This window comes from Pseudoalteromonas sp. P1-25 (assembly GCF_001401805.1).
GTDB lineage: Bacteria > Pseudomonadota > Gammaproteobacteria > Enterobacterales > Alteromonadaceae > Pseudoalteromonas.
Genome location: NZ_LKDW01000093.1, coordinates 1 through 440, shown reverse-complemented (window position 1 = coordinate 440; position 440 = coordinate 1). Strand labels below are relative to the sequence as shown.

1 protein-coding gene is annotated in these 440 nt (G+C 47.5%); it reads left to right on the top strand.

The window, feature by feature from the left end:
* The coding region (locus AN393_RS20640; protein WP_235576223.1) for a hypothetical protein at nucleotides 1-267 on the top strand (267 nt) is incomplete at its 5' end.
* Between the last annotated feature and the right edge of the window lie 173 nt (nucleotides 268-440).

Here is a 440-nt window from a genome sequence, read left to right as displayed (position 1 = left end):
ACGTCGAGCTTGCTCACGTTAGAAGCGCAGCTTCTCATTAATTCCACCACCGAGTACACCGAGGCGCTTCGCGCTACACAGAGAAAGCATCCGTATCGTTTAGTCACTTCTCCAGGTACTCTCCTTCGCTTCTCGGTGGTGAGACAATCACTTTATACCCCGGTTAAAGCGTTGCTTTTAAAACGCCAGCAAGCTGCGCGTCTACAGGGGTCATTAAGCTCTGCTGTTAAGGCTAGCTATGGGCGCGATTTTATATCGCGCTTGTAGAGTTTAAACCTCTTTGTGATTTATTGATCTTTAATACAAAAACGCACAAAGAGAAGAGAATGAGGAGTAAATGAGAGGTGAAAATTGTAGACGTCGAGCTTGCTCACGTTAGAAGCGCAGCTTCTCATTAATTCCACCACCGAGTACACCGAGGCGCTTCGCGCTACACAGAG